At 43.4% G+C, this 21390-nt stretch carries 21 protein-coding genes; 5 read left to right on the top strand and 16 right to left on the bottom strand.

Going from position 1 to position 21390, the window contains the following annotated elements; genetic code table 11:
* Window positions 1-388 precede the first annotated feature (388 nt).
* Window positions 389-802: a cytidine deaminase gene (locus tag J2S25_RS18500; protein ID WP_307192576.1), complete on the top strand. Its 414-nt coding sequence runs from the start codon at window positions 389-391 to the stop codon at window positions 800-802.
* A gap of 314 nt (window positions 803-1116) precedes the next feature.
* Here the strand turns inward: J2S25_RS18500 and J2S25_RS18495 are convergent, their stop codons facing one another.
* From J2S25_RS18495 to J2S25_RS18435, 13 genes are all read right to left on the bottom strand, one after another.
* Entirely contained in the window at window positions 1117-1434 is a 318-nt protein-coding gene (locus J2S25_RS18495) for a type II toxin-antitoxin system RelE/ParE family toxin (protein ID WP_307192575.1), read from the bottom strand.
* Window positions 1424-1702 carry a type II toxin-antitoxin system Phd/YefM family antitoxin gene (locus J2S25_RS18490; RefSeq protein ID WP_307192574.1) on the bottom strand — a complete coding sequence of 93 codons (279 nt, stop codon included), beginning with the start codon at window positions 1700-1702 and terminating at the stop codon, window positions 1424-1426. Before J2S25_RS18490 ends, J2S25_RS18495 begins: the two co-directional genes overlap by 11 nt.
* A 479-nt stretch (window positions 1703-2181) precedes the next feature.
* The gene (gene rlmD / locus J2S25_RS18485) at window positions 2182-3618 is read right to left on the bottom strand and encodes a 23S rRNA (uracil(1939)-C(5))-methyltransferase RlmD (protein ID WP_307192573.1); all 1437 of its coding nucleotides are present in this window, start codon (window positions 3616-3618) and stop codon (window positions 2182-2184) included.
* Window positions 3619-3634: 16 nt separating this feature from the next.
* Window positions 3635-4495 carry a DNA-3-methyladenine glycosylase family protein gene (locus J2S25_RS18480; RefSeq protein ID WP_307192572.1) on the bottom strand — a complete coding sequence of 287 codons (861 nt, stop codon included), beginning with the start codon at window positions 4493-4495 and terminating at the stop codon, window positions 3635-3637.
* 330 nt (window positions 4496-4825) lie between these two features.
* Window positions 4826-5635 carry a delta-lactam-biosynthetic de-N-acetylase gene (pdaA, locus tag J2S25_RS18475; protein ID WP_439117508.1) on the bottom strand — a complete coding sequence of 270 codons (810 nt, stop codon included), beginning with the start codon at window positions 5633-5635 and terminating at the stop codon, window positions 4826-4828.
* 113 nt (window positions 5636-5748) lie between these two features.
* On the bottom strand, window positions 5749-7302 hold the full coding sequence (locus J2S25_RS18470; protein ID WP_307192571.1) for a fumarate hydratase: 1554 nt from the start codon (window positions 7300-7302) through the stop codon (window positions 5749-5751).
* Window positions 7303-7597: 295 nt separating this feature from the next.
* Window positions 7598-7783, bottom strand: a complete 186-nt coding sequence (locus J2S25_RS18465) for an SE1561 family protein (protein WP_044395402.1) — start codon at window positions 7781-7783, stop codon at window positions 7598-7600.
* Between the two features lie 186 nt (window positions 7784-7969).
* Entirely contained in the window at window positions 7970-9655 is a 1686-nt protein-coding gene (ggt, locus tag J2S25_RS18460; protein WP_044395404.1) for a gamma-glutamyltransferase, read from the bottom strand.
* A 99-nt stretch (window positions 9656-9754) separates the two neighbouring features.
* On the bottom strand, window positions 9755-10525 hold the full coding sequence (locus tag J2S25_RS18455) for a YtxH domain-containing protein (RefSeq protein ID WP_052807068.1): 771 nt from the start codon (window positions 10523-10525) through the stop codon (window positions 9755-9757).
* 164 nt (window positions 10526-10689) lie between these two features.
* A complete protein-coding gene (locus J2S25_RS18450) occupies window positions 10690-11523 on the bottom strand; it encodes a YfkD famly protein (RefSeq protein WP_044395411.1) in 834 nt (277 codons plus the stop codon).
* A 97-nt stretch (window positions 11524-11620) separates the two neighbouring features.
* Entirely contained in the window at window positions 11621-12238 is a 618-nt protein-coding gene (locus J2S25_RS18445) for a YczE/YyaS/YitT family protein (RefSeq protein WP_044395413.1), read from the bottom strand.
* A gap of 86 nt (window positions 12239-12324) precedes the next feature.
* A complete protein-coding gene (cax, locus tag J2S25_RS18440) occupies window positions 12325-13464 on the bottom strand; it encodes a calcium/proton exchanger (RefSeq protein WP_084221873.1) in 1140 nt (379 codons plus the stop codon).
* Between the two features lie 12 nt (window positions 13465-13476).
* Entirely contained in the window at window positions 13477-13860 is a 384-nt protein-coding gene (locus J2S25_RS18435) for an OsmC family protein (RefSeq protein WP_044395416.1), read from the bottom strand.
* Between the two features lie 144 nt (window positions 13861-14004).
* Between J2S25_RS18435 and J2S25_RS18430 the strand changes: the two genes are divergently transcribed.
* Window positions 14005-15180, top strand: coding sequence for an MFS transporter (locus tag J2S25_RS18430; RefSeq protein WP_307192570.1), 1176 nt, complete (start codon window positions 14005-14007; stop codon window positions 15178-15180).
* Window positions 15181-15886: 706 nt separating this feature from the next.
* On the opposite strand, the gene J2S25_RS18425 is transcribed toward J2S25_RS18430, so the two are convergent.
* A complete protein-coding gene (locus J2S25_RS18425) occupies window positions 15887-16825 on the bottom strand; it encodes a DMT family transporter (RefSeq protein WP_044392358.1) in 939 nt (312 codons plus the stop codon).
* Between the two features lie 190 nt (window positions 16826-17015).
* Here J2S25_RS18425 and J2S25_RS18420 point away from each other — a divergent pair, with 190 nt between their 5' ends.
* Window positions 17016-18935, top strand: a complete 1920-nt coding sequence (locus J2S25_RS18420; protein ID WP_439117507.1) for a heavy metal translocating P-type ATPase — start codon at window positions 17016-17018, stop codon at window positions 18933-18935.
* A gap of 53 nt (window positions 18936-18988) precedes the next feature.
* Here J2S25_RS18420 and J2S25_RS18415 read toward each other — a convergent pair whose 3' ends face one another.
* Window positions 18989-19804, bottom strand: a complete 816-nt coding sequence (locus J2S25_RS18415; protein ID WP_307192569.1) for a YihY/virulence factor BrkB family protein — start codon at window positions 19802-19804, stop codon at window positions 18989-18991.
* 66 nt (window positions 19805-19870) lie between these two features.
* A complete protein-coding gene (locus tag J2S25_RS18410) occupies window positions 19871-20212 on the bottom strand; it encodes a hypothetical protein (RefSeq protein ID WP_044392353.1) in 342 nt (113 codons plus the stop codon).
* A 235-nt stretch (window positions 20213-20447) separates the two neighbouring features.
* On the opposite strand from J2S25_RS18410, the gene J2S25_RS18405 reads away from it, so the two are divergent.
* Window positions 20448-20672, top strand: coding sequence for a DUF1128 domain-containing protein (locus J2S25_RS18405; protein WP_044392352.1), 225 nt, complete (start codon window positions 20448-20450; stop codon window positions 20670-20672).
* Window positions 20673-20792: 120 nt separating this feature from the next.
* Window positions 20793-21098 carry a hypothetical protein gene (locus tag J2S25_RS18400; RefSeq protein WP_044392339.1) on the top strand — a complete coding sequence of 102 codons (306 nt, stop codon included), beginning with the start codon at window positions 20793-20795 and terminating at the stop codon, window positions 21096-21098.
* Window positions 21099-21390 lie beyond the last annotated feature (292 nt).

Raw genomic sequence — 21390 nt, 5'->3', positions numbered from 1 at the left:
ATCTATTATAAAGGACTTTTTCTTTGCGTAAAACAAAAATATTGAAGATTGTGAGTCTTTTTAATATTGAATATTAATTAGTGCAACACTAGTGATTTGGATATATAGCATTAGGATTGGGGGCCTTTAGCTTTCAAGCCTTAGACTTCTATCAAAAAAACGGTTATGAGATAGTCGGTGTAATTGAAGGACATCCAAACAAAGAAAATCAGCCGTATTACTTAAAAAAAGAAATTAACTTATGATAAATCATATTACACTTAGAGGGCAAGTGATCTTTATAGCATAAGAACAGGCAGCGTTGTTATTGAAACAAACGGGGCAGGATAGTGCGGAAAGTGAATTATGTAAGGTGATATTAGAGCGAAACAATTGGGGGAATAAGAAAATGAACATTGAACAAGAACTTTATCAAGCTGCAATCGATTTGATAGAAAAAAGATATGCTACTGGTTGGGGCGGAGCAGCAGCAATGTATACAGAAGATGGTCAAATCTTAACAAGTGTATCACCAGATGTTATCAATGCTTCAACTGAGTTATGCATTGAAACAGGTGCAATCCTTGAAGCACATAAACTTAATACTAAGATCACACATACTATTTGTGTTGTAAGAGAAGATGAAAATGCTGAATTTACAGTTTTAACACCTTGTGGCGTATGTCAAGAAAGACTTTTTTACTGGGGAGAGAATGTGAAAGCAGCTGTAACGAATTCAAGTGGAAATCTGGATTTTAAAACATTAAAAGAAATTCAACCACACCATTGGTATAAAGCTTACAAAGGTAATTTTAAATGTTAACGTTACGGGTGTGTTAATCAAAGATAGTAGCAAAAGAGCTTTCCCGCTTAGCATGCAATGGCAGGCTATCCTATGAGCTTAGAGATATCTGTCAGTTCAATAACATTCATATCGTATGTCTAGATAACTATTGCCCTGATTTTTTGGGTGCATCAGAATACACCCTTGGTATATCTGTATTATATATGTTGCAACAGGATTATTACCTCCGTATGCTGGAAGATGCCGCTCGTACCTGGTAGGGCCTTGGCGGCAGGGTATGTTTCATAACTTCCTCTTTTACTATTAATCTTAAACCAATCTCTTATTAAAGGTTATTGTACCAACCACTCATAATCCTGCCTGCAATCTACAATAAAGTCAACATATACTGATTGATCCTTAATCTGATACAAAATCAGATACCACTCTTCTACGAACATCTTATGATATTTGTTCGGCGGAATAAATTCGCCCTCGAAAAATGGAAACCGCTCCGGCATTTGATTTAGGGAGCGGATAGAGTTCATCAAATCATTTTTTATTTTGCGAGCAGCAGTTGGACTCTTTTGAGCCAGAAATCGAACATGGCCCGCCAGCATTTGACGGGCCCGTTCAGAAACAATAACTTTATATTGAAGCTTATTTTCCATGTTCCACCCCATCTAGAATGCTTTCAAGATAGCTGTCCAGTTCATCTGGTGTACTTCCCATACGTCCTGCCATACGGTCTTCCTCAACAGCCAACAGTTCTTCCCTCAATTTCAGCATTTTTTCTCGGCGGGTAAACGCTCCTATATCCATCACAACGAGATCGCCTTCACCGTTTTTTGTAAGATAAACAGGCTCACCGGAGGATTTACACAAAGCCGCAATTTCATTGTAATTCTGTCGGATGCTTGCGGATGGTTTAATCTGCATGGTATCAACTCCTAATAGTAATATTCTAATAATATTGTACCTTTTTCATGCTATACAATCAACCTCAATATGCCTGTCTTTTATAAGGGACATGGGAGGGACATGGGGACAGGTTTATTGTCCCATTTCTGTTTGTATATCCGATATCCTATTAGGCTCTTTCCTGTCCCTTTTACATTAAGAGCCACAGGACAAAATTAAAATCCTGATAAAGCAATTTTTAAATAAAACTATATTCCATCCGAAATGGGGTTTGACAAATTACAAAAGATTCGTTCCACCAAGAGGTTACGGTACCAACTTCACATGTCGGATTTGGATGAAACCAGTATTATCAAGGGTCTTGGATTTTTGTCTGTTGGCTCTAACAAAAAAATATTCGGGATAGCGGCAGGGAATCTGGTGGGACACGGTTCCTGTCCCCGCGTCCCTTCCCCTTAATCCATTACACGATGTGTAAAAGGCAACTCCCGTAAGGGTTAGTTGCCTTCTTTTAAAATTAACTGTGAAACACACTCCACCTGTGAAGTATGCGGAAACATGTCGACTGGTTGGATATATTCGATCTTGTATTTGCTTTCAAGTGTCTGGATGTCCTTTGCGAGTGTGGAGGGGTTGCAGGAGATGTGCACAAAGGTTTTTGGTTTTATTTTTAAGACGGTTTTCAGGAATGCTTCGTCGCAGCCTGTGCGTGGTGGGTCGACGACAATTACGTCTGGTTGCCATCCTTCCTCCAGCCATTTTGGGAGCAATTCTTCTGCTTTGCCAACATAGAAACTGGCATGGGGGACATTATGTTTCTTGGCATTATTCCTGGCATCGTCTATTGATTCTGCAATGATATCCATCCCGCGAACTTCGCCTGCCTGATTTGCCATCCATAGGCCGATTGTACCGACACCGCAATACGCATCAACGAGTTTTTCCCTCCCAGTCAACCTCGCTGCTGTTTTGGCTTCATTGTAAAGCTTAACAGTCTGCTCAGGATTTAGCTGGAAGAAGGTTCTTGCTGAAAGTTCAAATTGCAGGTCACCAAGTGTTTCTTGGATATAATCTTTTCCTTCAAGGGTGGCAGTTTCCCTGCCGAATATGACTGCCGTCTTTTCCCCGTTGATATTCTGGACAATCGAGTTGACCTCTGGGAGGCGTTTCTTGATTTCTGTGATGATCAGCTCTTTTTTCGGCAACTCTTTTTTTGTTGTGATCAGGACAATTTGCAGTTCGCCAGTTTGGATTCCGGTCCTGGCAACGATTGTCCGTACGAGACCTTTATGCTTTTTCTCGTTATAAATCGGTATTTTCAAGTCTTGTAGAATCTCTTTTACAGCTTCCGTTGCCTTTATTGTCGCTGGATGCTGCACTGCACACTGTTCAATATTGATCAAATTATGGGAGTTGAGTCCGTATAGGCCGGCAAGCACTTTCCCATCCTTTTCTCCGACTTGGAACTGGCTTTTGTTCCGGTATCCCCATGGGTTTTCCATACCGATTGTCGGACGAATATCAAGGTCATCGATTTTTAGCCTTGTATGGCGTTCCAGTGCCTGGATGATAATATCCCGCTTTTCTTTTAGCTGCTGGTCATAGCGCAAATGCTGTAGCTGGCAGCCGCCGCACTGATCGTAAACAGGGCAGATCGGTTGAATCCGATGCTCAGAGCGCTTACGGATTTTCTTGATTTTTGCCTCAGCAAATTTTGGGTGGATCTTTGTCGCTTCCGCTACAATTTCCTCTCCCGGCAGTGCACCGGGCACGAATACGACCTGACGCTTGAAGTAGCCTACACCCTCCCCATTGATCCCTAGACGCTTGATGGTCAGCGGGAACGTCTGCTTTAGCTGCAGCTTTGCCTCATTTTTGTCTTTGTCCCATTGCTGCCCGTTCCTGTTTGTTGAAGGGCCATGCACTTTTTTCATAAAAACTTCACTCCAATTATTCCATGCTTCTCCACAAATAGAGCGCGGCATAGCTTAGATAAGGATTCCACTGTTCTTTGTACTTTTCCATTATGGCAAGGCTAGGCTTCTCTTCAAGTTGGAAGTATTTTTTCAAGGCATTCTGGATGCCAATGTCCCCAATCGGGAATAAGTTCGGTCTGCCGAGTGCGAACATCAGGAAATTTTCGACTGTCCACGGCCCGACACCGCGAATTTTAATCAATTCGTTTGACACTTCCGCATCAGCCATGGTTTTCAATTTTTTAAAATCAAGCTGCCCAGATGCAGTCAGCGCACCGATTCCAATTACATACTCTGCCTTGCGACCGCTAAATTGAAACTCTCGGAGCTGCTCAACCTTCAGCTGTGCAACTTTTTCAGGAGACGGATGAAACCAGACACCATCAATCTCTTCACCGAAAGCCTGCACAAACCGCTCCGTCAGTGTAAAAGCAAACTTCAGGTTCACCTGTTGGTGGATAATGCTTTTGATCAAGCTGGAAAAAGGATCAAATTCCAGCACAAGGGGTGTACCAAAATGATCATTGAACAAATCTTTTAACTCAGTCGTCTGAAAATGCTCATGCACATGGAGCAACACCACATCCCATTGAAAAATTTCCGTCAGACGATGCAGTGTTTTTTCCTTTTCATCACCAGCACGGACAATGAATTCAGGCTTTTCTAGTGTACCCGTCGCAATTATATCCGCAACGATTTTTTTATCATTAAAAGCAAGCGGCACCCTGACAAGCCGCTGCTCGATATCAACGGTGTTCAAAGGATCAAGCGCCAGCCTGCTCAAAGCCAGGTCAAAATTATATGGCCCGGAAATGGTCACCTTTTCTTCCCACATAAACAAACCGCCCTCATCTATTCTATTTCCCCGTATTATAGCATTTCCTTACTTTTTTTACGAAAATTGTGCTGAGCCTCTAGTGGTATTGGGCGAAGTTTATCTTTACAGCCTGAGTTTTCCCTATTAAACAGGCCCATTTCCGATTTATTGGCGGAGTTCACAATTTTATTGGCGATTTTCACTGTTTATTGGCGATTTTTTCATTTTATTGGCGATTTTCATAGGTATTTTGGCGATAATACAATTTTATTGGCGAACTGGTAAAAATGCGTCTTTTTTTCCAATTAAAAAAATCCCGGCAGCTGTAAAATTGCCGGGAACAAACAATCAGTACAGCATCGGATTCTTCATGCCGGCTTTTTTGAGCATTAGTTCATCCAAACTCTTGAAGCTGTAGCCTTGTTTTTTCAAATCTCTGATTACGTTTTCGAGTGCATCTGCATTGTCTTTCGAAACTGTGTGCAAAAGCAGGACGGCACCTGGATGGACTTGGGTCATGATTTTATCATAGGCATATTGCGCGCCTTTTTGCTGGTCAGTATTCCAGTCAACAAAAGCGAGCGACCAAAATACATGGGTATAGCCAGCTTCTTTCGCAATCGCCATCGTCCTTTCGCTAAAAATTCCCCTTGGCGGACGCAGATAGTTCATGTGCTTCCTGCCGGTGATCCTCTCGGTTTCAGCGCGGACCATCTCCAGTTCCTGCTTGATTTTTTCATCGCTGATCTGAGTCAGATCAGGGTGGTGCCAGGAGTGATTGCCGATAATATGACCTTCTTTCGCCATTCGGTCGACAAGCTCCGGCGCACTCTCCAGATAATGTCCTGTGATGAAAAAAGCTGCAGTCACCTTTTCTTTCTTTAAAATATCAAGAATTTTTGCGGTATAGCCATTTTCATAGCCATTATCGAATGTTAAGTATAGATCTTTAGCATTCTCGTCGCCTTTGTAGACTGCTCCGTGATCTTCAAGGATGACCTCAAACATTCTTCCAGCATCAGCCTGCCTTCCATTCTCGCCTTTTTTGAATCCCCAATGCAATGGCGAGTTTGAATTTTCCTCCGCATTTGTCACAGTCGGCAAGACGAGCAGCATCAGCGCGGATGAAAGCAGTACTACTTTACGAATCGTTTTCATGATTTTCCTCCATTCCTGTTTTCTCTTACTGTTTGTCAAAAAGGAGGAAAAAATTCTTGTCTGTTACCATAGAAAAAGAGTCCCCTGCTGTAATTAAGGGGACTCATCCAAAATTATTTATAAACGCGATCAGCAAATTGTGTCAGCTTTTCAAAGGATGACTTCTCCACATCTTCATGCAGGCTGTTTCCGTGTGCATCCATTGTTACGACTGCGGTAAAGCCTTGAACCTGGAGGTGCCACATTGCTTCAGGAATACCGAAGTTCATTAAGTCAACACCTTCAACAGACTTGATGCAGTCAGCGTAATATTGAGCTGCCCCGCCAATGGCGTTCAGATAAACGCCGCCATGCTCTTGTAAAGCTGCAAGTGTCTTTTTTCCCATTCCGCCTTTTCCAATGACAGCGCGGATGCCGAATTTTTTCATGATATCTCCTTGATAGGGCTCTTCCCGAATGCTTGTTGTCGGTCCGGCAGCCTTCACATGCCAGTTCCCTTCCTTATCCTTCAGCATCACCGGTCCGCAGTGATAAATGATCTGGCCATTCAAGTCGACTGGAGCATCATGATCTGACAGATATTTATGGATCGCGTCCCGGCCAGTGTACATCATGCCATTGATCTGGACGACATCGCCGACTTTCAGCTCACGGATTTGTTCCTCTGTAATAGGAGCCGTCAAAGTGATAACATTCTGTTCTGCAGGCGTTTCCACTGCTGCAGCGATTTCCGTAGCAGCTGGCTGGGCGAAATCAATTTTCTCGCCATCCTGGTACATCCATTCCTGAATTTCACCGGTTTCAGGATTCACTGCTACACCGAGACGGCGGTATGCCCAGCAGTTGTACGCAACAGATACGTAGAAGCTTGCCGGAATGCGGTTCATGACGCCAATTTTGCAGCCAAGCAGCGTTGTTTCGCCACCGAAGCCCATTGTCCCGATTCCAAGTTTGTTGGCATTTTCCATGACATATTCTTCAAGGCTGCGAAGATCCGGATGAGGATTAACATCATCGACAGTACGGAATAGCTGCTCTTTCGCTAGATCATAACCTGAAGAACGGTCGCCGCCAATGCCGACTCCGATGAATCCAGCACTGCAGCCTTGCCCCTGTGCCTGATAAACAGAATGCAGGATACATTTACGGATTCCATCAAGATCACGTCCTGCACGTCCCAGTCCTTCCAATTCAGCAGGAAGGCTGTATTGGATATTTTTATTTTCACAGCCACCTCCTTTTAAAATCAGGCGAATGTCCAGATAATCTTTTTCCCATTGCGCAAATTTGATGACGGGAATGCCGCCACCAAGATTGTCGCCGCTGTTTTCGCCTGTCAATGAATCAACAGAGTTCGGACGAAGCTTGCCATCCTTTGTCGCCTGAGCGATCGCATGGTAAATTGCCTGTTTCATTTCGATCTGATTGGCACCAACGGGTGTTTTGATTTTAAAGGTTGGAAGACCCGTATCCTGGCAAATTGGTGATACCTTGTCCTCGGCCATTTTGATATTGTTGGTAATCGTATCAAGGCTCATCGCTGCGCGCGTTCCGGCATTTTCACGTTCCGCCGCCGCCTTGATAGCCCTGCGAACATCCTTTGGAAGGTTCGTGGATGTTTCAACAATCAGCTGGTACATGCTTTCCTGGAAGTTTTCGATATTCATCTGTCTACCCCTCTCCCCATGCTTTCTATATGTATTTTATAATAATTTCTCCGCTACCATTATACTCCTAACAACCATCCGTTAAAAGATGAAAGTGAAATCGTTTACAGCGAGTAATGCGCAAGCCACTCACACTGGACATGGACAGGATACCACCGTTTTGATAACTTTGTATAAACCAGTCTAAATGCCACTGTTTTTTTTCGATCTAAGCGGGCGGAAACCATCCTAAAGCGACTTTAAGGAGGGATAACTCTGAAAACGCGAAAAAAGAGACCTCTTTTAAAAAGGTCTCTTACAAATCACGATTCTTGAATTCTCGGCATTTGGCATCCATTTCTTCGACGATTTGGATCATACGGTCGATATCCTCGAGATCGGTTTCTTCAGGATCAATCGCTTCAAGCAATTCCGCGAACATATCCAGGCGCTTTTTCAAGAATACAACCTGTTTATTTTTATCAGTAATCGGACTTCCCACTTTTTTTCGCTCCTTTCACTTTCGTTAACATCCTACCGAAAAAGGAGCGATTGTGCAATAATATATTGATCAAAGTTTTTCTACGTGCAAATTTGATTCGTGTCCCCGTTATGAATGGAAACCATTATAGGAATCTCATGGCATAGAGCAACGCTCTATGCCCGTAAATACTTTTTTAGTATAGCATCAATTATCCAATCCAGTCGCTTTGCCTTCTCGGCTAGAATCAGCAGCACCATAGAGGATGCCTTTTTTTCGATCGAATTGGATTGCCTGGACATTTCCAAGTGGGAAGGGGCCATCAGCAAACTCGAAACCCTTTGACTCCAATTCCCCTTTTGCTTGCATGCTGATTCCCGACTCCCAGCCTACCAACGGACCTGTACTCGTAAAGATGCGCGGTTCTTCGATGGCTTCTTTCAGGTCCATGTCGAAGTCGAGAACATGGACAATTGTCTGGAATACAGAGCCGATGATGGTGGGCCCGCCAGGTGAACCCAATGTTAATACTGGCTCTCCGTCCTTGAAGATAATCGTCGGCGTCTTGCAGCTTACCGGCCGCTTGCCTGGCTGAATTTCATTCAAACCGCCTGGAATCGCATCGAAGTCTGTCATTTCATTGTTTAAAATAAAGCCATGATCTTTGACCATAATTCCCGAGCCAAACGGATGCTCAACGGTTGAAGTGCAGGCAACTATATTGCCCCACTTGTCTGTTACTGTGAAATGGGTCGTTTCACTTTTTTCCCTTTCCCGTTCAAACGGCTGGAGGATGACGGGAATCTCGTTCCCGCCACAGTAAGTCCAAGGATTCCCGTATTCGATTGCATCGTTCCTTCGTTCCCAATTTATTAATTTTCGTCGTTCCGCAAGATAAGCCTCACTTAGGAGCCCTTTTAACGGTATATCCCCAAACTCCGGATCACCGGAAAAGGCGATTTTATCGGAAAAAGCAATGCGCATCGCTTCAGAAAATAAATAATACTTTTCCCAAGATTTCACATCATATAGACGGAGGTTAAAGCCTTCGAGAATTTTCAAAATTTGCAGCATCGTCGTCCCGCCGGCGCTCGGCATATTAGACGAAGCAATCTCGTATTCCCTATAGCTTCCCCAAACCGGTTCATCTGTCGAGATTTGATAATTTTTCAGATCAGACATCTCCATGATGCCACCTAGCTCCTTTAATGTGGAGATAATTGCTTCGCCAATTTCCCCTTCATAAAATGCTTCAATTCCATCACGTTGAAGGATGCGGAACGTCTTTGCTAGATGTTTCTTCTGGTATACATCCCCTTCCTTTAACGACTTCCCACCGGGCATGAACAGTTCCTTAGCATGATCGCCAAGTCGATAATCAAACGTGTTCAGAATCTCCTCCATCACCCAGTTAACTCTCACTCCTTCTTCAGCAGCTTGAGCAGCAGGTTCAATCAATTCAGCAAGCGGTTTTGATCCGTATTCTAACCTGGCTGCTTCCATCGCTTTTAAAATCCCTGGAATTCCAACTCCTATAGCCTGTGTCGACCTTTTTTTAAATGGGATGACTTCGCCTTTTTTATCTAAAAAAAGTTCAGGATGGGCGGCTTTTGGAGCTCTTGTATGACCATCGAAAATTTTCGTTGTCTTGCTTTCCGCATGGTAAACCATAAAAAATCCGCTACCGCCAATTCCTGTCATCATCGGTTCCCCTACATTCAAGCCGAATTGAATGGCGATTGCAGCATCGATTGCGTTGCCGCCGTCACGCAGAATTTTTTCGGCTGCATTCGTTGCTACTGGGTGCGCAGACGCTGCCATCGCTATTTTTCCCGTTGCAGTTTCTCTATCATAATCACACTTGTTCGAGCGTGATTGAAATCGCTGATCCATGGACATTGCCTCCTAATTTACCTACCTATTATTTAATATAGAAACAAACCAACTTAAAAAAGCCAGTCCCTATAGAACTGGCTTTTGTGTTCATTTCCATTAGCGATTGTTATCATTTTTTTGGCCTTCAGGTGAGACAGTGAAGGTGTTTGATGTATTTCCAAGACCAGTAGTATCGGACGGTTTGCTTTCCATGCCTGTTGCATATCCATCAGCCTCATGGTTTGATCCTGAATTAGAAGATGCTGACCCAGTAGCAGAATTTACTACCGGGTTGTCCATGGCAGTCGTTCCTGCTTCCTTTACTTTTGAGCCAACTTCTTTCAAATCATCCTTTACATCCATGACTGTTTGAACGACATCAGATGAATTGGACTTTGCCTCATTCACCTTGCTGAACACATCCTCGTTCAAACGCTGGTAAAGGTTTTGCGCATCACTGATCGCTTCTTTTAAAATGCTGGAAGCTTCCCTAAAGCTGCTCATCATCTGCTCCTTCACATCAGAAGGATTGTTCTTTACTTCGCTGATGACATTCATGGATGTATCTTTTGCATTGACCGCTTTGTCTTTTACCTTCGTACGAGTATTGGAATCAAGCATTGCCATTGCTCCACCGATTGCCGCTCCAATTAGCACGCCTTTCATCAGCTTGCTGTTTGAAGACTGGGAGTCATGAGAGTAACCAATTGATTGATTGTTAGAGTAGCCAGCATTGTTTGAATTGGTACTAGCGTAAGTGGTTGTACCAGTCGTTGTATCATAGAATGCATTCTCCGATGAGGAAGTGTACCGGTCATTGATCGATTTGTTTGGATAGTTGTCCATTGTATTCTGGTTAGGATGATTTGAAAGAATATTGTCCGACATAATCTATTTCCTCCTTTAAAGTTATGGTGAGTTCATTTGTTATGTCTATTTAATTCCCGGCATGGACAGATGTTAAACAGGATATATCTACCTTTTGTCAAGAGAAAAAAAGCCTGGTTCTCTTTTAGAGATGCCAGGCTTACTGATTTCTTGCCTTACCCGAGTTATCTTGGCCGTTCACTAGATACGAAGCCAAAGCTGACGTGGTCCTGAACTGGAATCCATGCACCAATTCCCTGTGACACTACATTTTTCACTACAATGAATTTCTTGCTGCCTTTGAGCATCAAGTAAACCTCACCATAGGTGACCTTGCCTTTTTCATTAATGGCAGGTGCATAGGCATATAGGTAACCAAGACGCTTCGCTTGAATATTGTAAATATGGTCTTTTTTCGTACCTGCTCCGACAATTGTTTCAAATGCAAGCGGCAGACCTGTTTTCTTGGCTGCCTGTAAGAGCATCATTTTTTGCACATCTTCGGCGTTTTTGATTTTTGCCGTCAAACCGCCCTTTACAACCTTTTGCTGCTCCTGAACATAATGGATTTGATAAATAGAATTTCCGCCTCGATTGTCAAAATAATTCGTATTGATCTTCTGGAATTCCCAGTTCGGTGAGGTTTCTTGTGACTCATAATTCAATGGCCACTCCCCAAGGTACACGATCGCACGATAGCCGATTGCGAAAGGAGTGCTGTTGATAGATGTTTCATTTAACATCCGGATTAAATCAGGGTTCTCGATTTTCACCTTTGACGTTTTTATCAAATTTTTGGTCAGCTCACTCGGCTGAAGGAAAGGCAGGTCCTCAGTCGGATTAGGATACGTATTGTCCTTCGTAATATTCATAACTGAATTTGGGATGACATACTTGCCATTTTGCGCCTGCTTAGGCTGGGAAGTTTTTTTCGGCTTCCCTTCCTCCGCAAACCCTACTGCTAAAATAGACATCAACAAAGCGACCGTCATAACTAAGATAGCTGCTGCTTTTTTCATCGGTGTAACTCCTTTCACTACAGGAAACTTTAGGTTTATTCCTAGTGTTTTCGGAGTTTCGATTCTTTATCCAAAGTTTTTTGAAAAAATAAACCGACTAACGCGCCGAAGTAAGCAGCTTATTGTATAGTTTCTCTACGTAAGGGTAGAACAATTGGATCGACGGACCAATCGCGAATGTTACAATCAATGTTCCAATTCCAACAGGTCCTTTAAAGAGGAATGCAGCAGACAGTGCCATTAACTCCCCAAGCGTCTTCGCTGCCATTAAGTTTAAATGGAATCGTTGCATTAAAGCCATCATAAAATTGTCAATCGGAATCAGCGGGAATCTTGGCTGCAGATAGATAGCGAGTCCGAAACTTATTGCGATCACCCCAAGGAGGAATACCCCAAACTGCTTTCCATATCCGGTGACCAACATGTCATCAAATACGCGCAGGAGCCAGAAATCAATCAGCATGCCTGTAATGAGAAGGGGAATACTTGCCGCAAAATCCGGGCGTTTTTTTACAAGGGAGGCATTGAGGAAAATCATCAAAATCCCAATAAGGACAACCCAGCTGCCAGGCGTCCCTCCTACTGTCTTCGAAAGCCCCACATTCAGAGCATCCCAGGCGCCCGTCCCCAAATTCGCTTTAATCGTCATCGATACTCCGAAAGATAAAATGATTAATCCAATGATAAAAAATAAAGTGCGAAACATAAAAGCCATATTGTTTATTCTCCTTATTCAATACCGTTTTTACCGCGAAAAAAGAACTCTGTCCTCTCAGAACAGAGTTCATTTATTCTATTATATTAAAGCAAGTAAAATCCAATTCCCATTATAACATACGCGCCCAAAAGTGTAAGCCCCTCGAACCAGTTTGTTTCGCCGTCATTTGCAATGCTGATCGATAGCAGCACGGCCACTGCCATGGAAACCATTTCCGGCAAGGAGAATACTAGCGGCATCTTCGTTTCAAATAGCAAAGAAATTAACACGAGAATCGGCGCCACAAACATGGCAATCTGCAAAGTCGAGCCGACAGCAATTTCAACAGCAACATCCATTTTATTTTTGTAGGCCATGATAACAGCTGACGCATGTTCGGCTGCATTGCCGACAATCGCTACAATAATGATCCCGATGAACAATTCAGACCAGCCGAAAGATTGACCCACTTCCTCGAACGTATGGACTAAATTTTCCGCAACATATGCGACAGCAATTGTTGCCGCCAGCAAAATCGTAATCGCTTTGCCTTTTCCCCATTCTGCTTCTTCTTCCTGTTGCTCGGCCCCGCTTTCAACCTTTGGCTGGTAAACGCCCCTGTGGGTCACCAGCTTAAAAAATAGTGCAGCGAGATAAAGAGCAATGAGAATAACCGAAATTCCGACACTCAGACTGAGCGACCTGCTTTCATTCATATTAATCGTAAATACCTCAGGAATAACGAAGGCAACAATGACAGCAAAAATCAAAAGCGCGGAATTATGGGTTGCGTCATGCACATTGAAGTGCTGCCGTTTGAACTTCAGTCCTCCTATAAAAAAGGATAAACCGGCTACAAGCAGAAGATTCCCTAACACGGAACCGGTCAATGAAGCTAGCACAACACCTATCAGCCCTGCTTTCAAGGCAAAAATAGAAATGATCAATTCCACTGCATTGCCAAAGGTCGCATTCAGTAACCCGCCAATCCGTGGTCCGGTAACAATGGCCAGACTTTCTGTTGCCCGGCCCATAAAGCTAGCCAAGGAGACAATCGTCAAACAATAGATGAGAAATAACACTGTGCTCGACCAATGCATCAAAGTTCCGATCACAGACAGCGGAACACCAATGAATGTTACAATTATGAAAATCTTATTTGCCATAGTAAGATCCCTTCTGTTCGCTATTATTGTTTTTTCACTACGTGTACCACTAATCCAGCTGGCGGCAAACCAACACATTCGTTAACATGATTAGACGATTTCAAATGTTTCTTCGATCTCGATGCTGCCAGCCACAGATTGGACCATGGAGCAATTTTTCCTTGTCAGCACCATCGCCTTCTCGATTTTTCTTTTATCAAGATTATTCCCCGAAATGCGGAAATGGATCGTTATTTTGCTAATTCGATTTGCTTCTTCCTCTATACGTTCTGCATCCGCCTGGATGTGGATATCGTCGATTTCCATTCTCATTTTCTCCAGCACCGTGCGCAAAACTCCGCCGCTGCAAATTGCCACAGAAGATACGAGCAATTGAAATGGCCTGAATCCATAGTGATCATCCCCAGCAATATCCAATCTTCCAAACCCTGTTTCGGTAAAAAAACCAACCTCTGGCTTCATTTTAAATTCCATTCGACTCTCTCCTCATTTACTAATAAGAAATATTTCCCTGTTAAAAAGAAGATTACACTATTTTGCTTAATAAAAAAACATTGCATATAAAAATTTATATCGTTACCATCAAAAGAGTATTCATACACAGGGAGAATGAGAGACATGAATAAACCGATCACACTTCGTTTTTGGATCCTCGTCAGCATCGTTGCCATTTCAGGATTTTCCCAAGGAATGCTGCTGCCATTAATCGCAATCATTTTTGAACAGGATGGTGTCTCCTCCTCCATGAATGGCTTGCATGCAACAGGTTTGTACATCGGAATCTTGGTTGCTTCCCCCTTAATGGAAGCGCCGCTGCGAAGATTCGGCTACAAGCCAGTCATTCTTGTTGGCATTTTTCTAGTTGCGATTTCATTGGCTTTCTTTCCCGTTTGGAAATCGTATTGGTTTTGGTTTATTTTAAGGCTTTCCATTGGAATTGGGGACCATATGCTCCATTTCGCCACCCAGACATGGATTACCTCCTTTTCAGCAAAGGAGCGAATTGGAAGAAATATTTCCATCTATGGATTATTTTTCGGGCTGGGGTTTGCTGCAGGCCCGTTGATGATTGGACTTGTAAAAATAAATACTGCTTTGCCATTCATTCTGGCATCTGCGATTAGTCTTGCTGCCTGGTTGACGGTATGGCTGCTGAAAAACGAACATCCAGAACATGACACAGATAGTACTTCTTTCTTCGGTACGATGAAAAGGTTTCGAAAGGTTTTTCAATACGCTTGGATTGCTTTCCTGCCTCCGTTTGGCTACGGATTTTTAGAGGCGAGCCTTAACGGAAACTTCCCTGTGTATGCGATAAGATCGGGGATTGGTGTCGATGCAGTTGCACTTCTGCTGCCTGCTTTCGCTATCGGCGGCATTCTCTCCCAGCTGCCACTTGGAATCTTAAGCGATAAACTAGGACGGCGCAATGTTTTGATTGTGGTTACTTTATCCGGTTTCCTCACTTTTACCGCAGCCGGTTTGCTGGAGAGTTCGACTATCGGTCTCTTGATCTGTTTCTTTTTAGCAGGCACGCTTGTTGGATCGACTTTTTCGCTTGGAATTAGCTATATGGCCGACCTTCTGCCAAAGTCGCTTCTACCAGCGGGCAACCTGATGTGTGGCATTTTCTTCAGTTTCGGCAGCATTAGCGGGCCGTTCATTGGGGGCATCGCCATCCAATGGCTGAAAGGCATCAGCTTCTTTTATGTCATCAGCACCATGCTGCTGCTGATTTTCATCGCACTTGTTTCTGTCCGACCTAACATGTTTGAAAAGAAAGGAACTGCATAAGAGAAACCGGGCAAAAACTGCCCGGTCCTTTTTTGGGTTTGGCTGATAATCGATTTCCACTCCAGACACTCGCTTTCCGCGGGAGCAACTGGCGAGCCTACCCTCGCTTCGCTCAAACCTATTCCGATAGCAACCGACCCTATCACCATCCAAATAAATAATTTCACCCCAAACCCTCATAGGATCGGTTTTTTTGATAAGAACATAGAACCTGTCAAAATAACAGGGCTTTCTTGACAACTTTCCGTTCAAAGCACCCAAACCTGTCAAAATAACGGGGCTTTCTTGACAACTTTTCGCTCTACACCCTCAAACCTGTCAAAATTACAGGGGTTTCTTGACAACTTTTCGTTCAAATCACCCAAACCTGTCAAAATAACAGGGCTTTCTTGACAACTTTCCGTTCAAAGCACCCAAACCTGTCAAAATAACAAGGCTTTCTTGACAACTTCCGCTCTACACCCTCAAACCTGTCAAAATTACAGGGGTTTCTTGACAACTTTTCGTTCAAATTTGTCCAGCACCAGCACATAGCCCAACGCTTAGGCAAGCCGTTTGCCGCTAACTCCTCGAGATGTTTTTCACCTTCTGATCTATCAACAAAATAGATTCGTTTAAGAATATTTGGCTCCTCGCCTCGATTTTCCCGCAATTACAAAAAAGAGTCCAAATATAAATTCTGATATTATAAGATCAGAAAGCCCCCCTATTGGACAGGGAGGCTTTTCTTTTTACGCGCAGGCCGGTTGACGAGAACGATGCCGGCAACCACCAACACTAATCCAGCAATGACAAAATAATGGAGCGCTTCCCCAAGGAGCATCGATGATAAAAAGACGCCGAATACTGGCACTAGGAACAGGTACAGCGACACTTTTCCGACCTGATTGTATTTCATGACATTGTTCCATAAGATGAATCCCGCAGCAGACAGGAAAGCCAAATAAATAAGTATCAACCCAGATTTTAAGGTAAACTCAAATGGAACTAGTCCAACTGTAAAAGCACCGATCGCAATCAAACCTAAAGAGCCGAGGACCATCTGGTAGGCGGTCGAATAAATGACTTCCATCTTGGCACTTCCCTGTTTTGCAAGGATATTGCCGTACGCACCAGCAAGCATTGCGCCCATGAGCAGGATTTCGCCAATTCCAAAGTGGATTTCATAATCACCATTTGGCCAGTTCGCAAAAATAACCCCGGTAAACCCAATCATCAAACCAGCGACCTTTAGACGATTCATCTTGTCGTCTGGATACAGAAAGTGGGCCAGCAGGATCTGAAAGAAGGAAGTCGTTCCGGCGATAATTGATCCTTGAATGCCCGTTGAGTAGCTAAGCCCAATGTAGAACAATACATATTGAAGAAATGTTTGGAACAGTCCTATTTTTAAGAGAGGTTTGATTGTCTCTGTCCTGAATTTCATATTCCTTTTTAACAACACGAACAAAATCAGGATCAGAAGCCCCGCAAGCAGGAAACGGTAACCCGCAAACAGCATTTGCTCTCCCGTTTCATCCGGCTTGATGTCCAGACTTGCATAGCTCAATTTGATGAAAGGGAACGCACTTCCCCAGAGGAAGGTTGCCCCCACTGCCGACACTACAATGCCAAGCGGATGAGTGAAAAAATCTTTAGTTGTCATTTATCTTCTCCTTAGCTAAAGCATAATTCTTTTAAAAAGTATATATTGATGGTAACATAACAAAGAATAGAATATGTAACTTTTGCTCTTGCTTTTATGCTGTCACCTTTCCGGTGGCAGCTTTCGTATTTTTTAAGGGTAATGATTGTGATTATTACTATCAATTAGAATTATCAAGGAGGAGAAAAGGATGGCACAGGGTGCTAATGCAATTGCAAAACAAAACAGTGTTCCAAAAGAGAGTTTAATTGGGAAAATGAAACCTCACGCAGAGCTGATTGCCGCCAGCATCAGCGGAGTCCTGATTGCGGCAGGATGGATCCTTAGCAAAGGAGATTCCCAAACAACATCGGTCATCGCTTTTATCCTGGCCTATGTAGTTGGGGGCTTCGCCAAAGCGAGGGAAGGCGTCAAAGCAACCATCGAGGAAAAAGAATTAAATGTGGAAATGCTGATGATTTTAGCAGCGATCGGCTCGGCGATCATCGGATATTGGACAGAAGGCGCGATTTTGATTTTCATCTTTGCGATGAGCGGAGCGCTCGAAACGTATACGATGAATAAAAGCCAAAAGGAAATTTCCTCACTGATGGAACTGCAGCCAGAGGAAGCATTGAGAATCACCAATGGGATCGAAACGAAGGTCCATGTTTCGGAATTAAAGGTCGGCGATTTGATTTTGATTAAACCGGGTGAAAGAGTCCCCTCGGACGGAAAAATCACCAAGGGTCAGACGACAATTGATCAAGCCGCGATCACTGGGGAGTCCATTCCTGTCTCAAAGGAAGCTATGGATGATGTATTCGCAGGCACTGTAAACCTGACAGGCTCGTTGACAGTTGAAATCACGAAACCGACCAACGAAACACTATTTCAGAAGATCATCCAGCTTGTCCAGAATGCACAGAGTGAAAAATCTCCATCGCAGCTATTCATTGAACGATTTGAAGGCCGATATGTAAAAGCAGTGCTCCTCATTGTGCTCTTGATGATGTTTGTTCCGCACTTCCTGCTAGGCTGGAGCTGGACAGAAACGTTTTACAGGGCGATGATCCTGCTTGTTGTCGCCTCGCCATGTGCTTTGGTTGCTTCCATTATGCCGGCTACCTTGTCAGCAATTTCGAATGGGGCGAAGCATGGAATATTATTTAAAGGTGGCGTTCACTTGGAAAATCTCAGCCACTTGAAAGTCATCGCCTTCGATAAAACAGGGACCCTGACGAAGGGCAAGCCGGAAGTGACTGATGTAATCGTAGCGGACGGGATGGACCGTGAGGAAATTTTATTAAAAGCCGCATCAATCGAGAGTCACTCCAACCATCCACTGGCAAATTCCATCGTGAAATATGCGAAAGAAGTACTCGGCAGAGAGCTTTTGGATCCTGAGGGCATTGAGGATGTTTCTGGATGGGGGGTAAAGGCTCGCTTTGAAGACGAAGATTGGAAGATCGGGAAAGCAGACTTTGTCGGCAGACCTGCTGCTGAAGCCTTTTCTGATGGAACAGCAGTAAAACTTGCATCTTCAGGCAAGACGATTGTTTTTATCGAACGGAACGGCCAGCTTGCAGGCTTGATCGCCCTCAAGGATGTAGTTCGAGAGGAAACGAAACAGGCAATTGATCTGTTAAAATCAAAAGGAATTTACACAGTTATGCTGACAGGAGACAGCCAAAACACAGCAAAGGCTATTGCTGCTGAAAGCCATGTCGATGCCTATGTAGCGGAATGCCTCCCGGAAACAAAAGTGGAGGAAATAAAAAGGCTAAAAGAGAAATACGGCCAGGTCGCTATGGTCGGCGACGGCATCAATGATGCTCCGGCACTCGCAACTGCCAATGTCGGGATCGCCATGGGAGAAGGCTCTGACGTCGCCCTCGAAACAGCAGACGTCGTTCTTATGAAAAACGACCTTCCTAAGATTGCCGAAGCCATCAATCTTTCTCGTCGGATGAATCGAATTGTCAAACAAAATATTGTCTTTTCCATTATAGTGATCATGGCCCTGATCGCCTCGAACTTCCTGCAGTTCATCGATCTGCCTTACGGAGTCATCGGGCACGAAGGAAGCACGATCCTTGTCATATTAAACAGTTTGAGACTATTGAAATAAAGTTAACTTCCGCTCGGATTTCTGATCCTGCGGGAGTTTTTTGATTGGCAAGTTCAGCAGCCTTTTTTCTTTTCACTAAAATAGGCATTGATTTCCCCGCCTATGATGATGATGTATGCTGACAAATAGAGCCAGATCATCAGTACGATGATAGCACCGATACTGCCGTACATTGCGGTGTAGGAAGTGAAGTTGCTGACATAGAAGGAAAATCCGAGCGAGGCGAGTACCCAGCCTCCGGTTGCAAAAATAGATCCTGGCAATCCGCTTACGCAAGTTAACTTTTTATTCGGTGCGATCCAGTACAACCCGAGAAAAACAATAAAAAGGATCAAGATACTAATCAGCCAGCGAAGCATGTTCCAGACGTAAATGAACTCTTCCTTCAATCCAAAATTTGCAAACAGCCAACTGCCGATCTCTTTTCCAAATACAGGCAAAATCAAGGCGACAAGAAAAACAAAGATCATTCCGAATGTCAAAAAAATCGACATTAACCGGCTGACGAAAAAGGACCTTGTTTCCTCGACTCGATATGCTCGGTTAAAGGCCATTACAATCGCATTGATGCCATTCGAAGCAGACCAAATGGTCGCAAGCAAGCCGAAAGATAATAGCTTTCCGTCTTTTTTCATGATATCCTCCAGGCTTTTTTTGATTAAGTCCATCGATTCGCCAGGAGCATAATCATCAAAAAAACCAATAATATCCATTTCGGAGATTGGCAAATATGGAACCAAAGTAACTAAAAAGATCAAAAGCGGGAACAAGGAAAGCAAGAAAAAATAGGCAAGCTGGGCAGCAAGTGCTGGAACATCGTCCTCCTGTATCCTGTGCCACATATGCCTAAAAAATGAAATATCAATCATAGATCACACCTCTTATTTTCTTCCTGCTTCAGCTGCTAAACAGCATCATCCTTGTCCATCTATATGCTATTTTGAATCTGCTGATGCGGCAATTTTCCTCAGTGACTCTTTTGTTTCTTTCACCAATTCGCTAATCTGAGGCGGCACATCCTTGATTTCTTCCACTTTTTCCGTGATAAACGCAATATCTTCTGTTACTTGTTCCACCGTTGTACGCACCTTATTCGCTGTTTCCTTCATGTTGTCGATGAATTCATTCGGGTGCTTCACAACATAATTCACTTCACTCGATACTTTGCTGAAATCTGCTTTTACTGCCTGACGTGTCGATTTTTCCAAAAGACTTACTGCACCCCCGGCAATTGCGCCTAAAAATATCCCCATCCAAAACCTTTTTGAACTGCCCATTTTTCTCCTCCTTAAGATCGTGCTTATCATTTTGCAGACCGTCCTTGCCTGCTACCTACCTAACATTTTCCACGATAGCGATCACTTCATGCAAGCAAACAGAAAAAATTTTTAATAATTCTCAAAAACTCCAATCCGCTTCGCACTCTGAAGATGTTCTCCTTGTACTAATATCGTTGACTTTTTTTGACGGACGTGGAAAGATAGTTGTACAACCTTTGAAAGGATGAATGGAGTGGACTTAACTAAAAATTCCTCTGAAAACGTGGATTACATGATTGAAAAGATCAAGGAAAAATTGAATGTCATGAATCTCGGCGCAATCAAATCGACACATTTTGACGGCGAGATGTATGAAGAACTGAAGGAAATCTATGACATGATCATGCGAAAAAACACCTTCAGCCCGAATGAAATGCAGGCAATCGCCGAAGAGTTAGGAAACTTAAGAAAGCGGTAAAGCAAGCAGGCACTAGCTGTGAAACAGTGCCTGTTTTTTTATGTCAAAATCTTTTTTGTTTCCACTATGGATATATTGTTATAAAATAGTGTTAATACTTTCCAAGGGGAGTGAGGAACCGTGAAAAAACTAACCGTGTTCGCGCTCAGCTTGTTTATCCTGATATTATTTGCCCACGGAACCCTTCCAGCCCAAAAAAACGTTACAGTTGACGTCAAATCAAAAGTTATTCTTTCAATGGAGCAAGGGCATGAAGAATTCCCAAGTCCCGATTTGGATGATAAAAAAACACTATTCAGCTTGAATGGACCCATCCTTCTTATCTCCACAATCCTTTACACCTTAATAAACCGCCGTGTAATAAGGAATGAACGTCAATTTTCATTCTTAAAGGCAGTCTTTTTCCAATCGAGTTATTTGCGTTAATCTCCTTGATAATCAAAATAAACAATCAAGGAGGAATGGACATGTGGTTTCGATATGTAATGATTGGATTCTTTTCCCTGACAGCATTCAGCTTCCTATTTTATCAGGGGATAGAATTTTATCTGGCATTCATCGATTTATTCAAACAAAATAAGTAATAAGAAAGCGGTCCTCCTATTTGGAAGACCGCTTCTTCGTTTTTATCGTTTTCCGACAGAAGACTCCCACCTCAATCGTGTGAAGGGCGAAGCCCAACGATAGGTGGGAGATGAATGTCGGTTAGGCGATAGCC

The sequence above is a fragment of the Mesobacillus stamsii genome (genome assembly GCF_030814065.1).
Lineage (GTDB): Bacteria > Bacillota > Bacilli > Bacillales > Cytobacillaceae > Mesobacillus > Mesobacillus stamsii.
Note: the sequence above shows the minus strand (reverse complement) of the source record. Positions and strands in the feature narration are given on the sequence as shown.